The following is a 497-nucleotide window of genomic DNA, read 5'->3' as shown; positions in this document are numbered from 1 at the left end:
TCTCAGCGCCAAGGCATCCACCGAATGCTCTTAAGGCACTTGATCGCTCTCGTGATCGATGTCCGTCGCTGATCCGACAGCCGTAAGGCTGGCTGATCAGCGCGACACGGTCACAAAAAGACCAGTGATCAGACCGTTTCCGATCCGATCACCGTATGCTTGCCGAACATGACCGCCGGGGTTGGCAGATCTCTCTGCCCCAACGGCCACATTCCCTCTTCACGATGTCACTGATGTCTTCGCCAAACAGCACGTCCAACCGAACCTGACGGTCCTCGCTGATCATTGCTGCGGCAAACGCATGTTCCAGATAGCGGGCTCGACACCGTCTCATTGAGCGAAGCTGCAGGAGCAGCCTCAAGTCCCAAAGAAGTGGTGGAGCCAGACGGGATCGAACCGACGACCTCATGCTTGCAAAGCACGCGCTCTCCCAGCTGAGCTATGGCCCCAAAGGGTCAAGCCGCAGGCAGAGCCTCCCGTCCATGGTGGGCCTGGGA

The 497-nt window shown here is 58.8% G+C and carries 1 tRNA gene; it reads right to left on the bottom strand.

Annotation, left to right across the window (positions count from 1 at the left end):
* Positions 1-373 precede the first annotated feature (373 nt).
* Positions 374-449, bottom strand: a tRNA-Ala gene (locus tag ACLBX8_RS31615).
* Positions 450-497: the final 48 nt, after the last annotated feature.

The organism is Methylobacterium sp. D48H, assembly GCF_053345715.1.
This window is presented reverse-complemented; position numbering and strand designations above follow the sequence as displayed.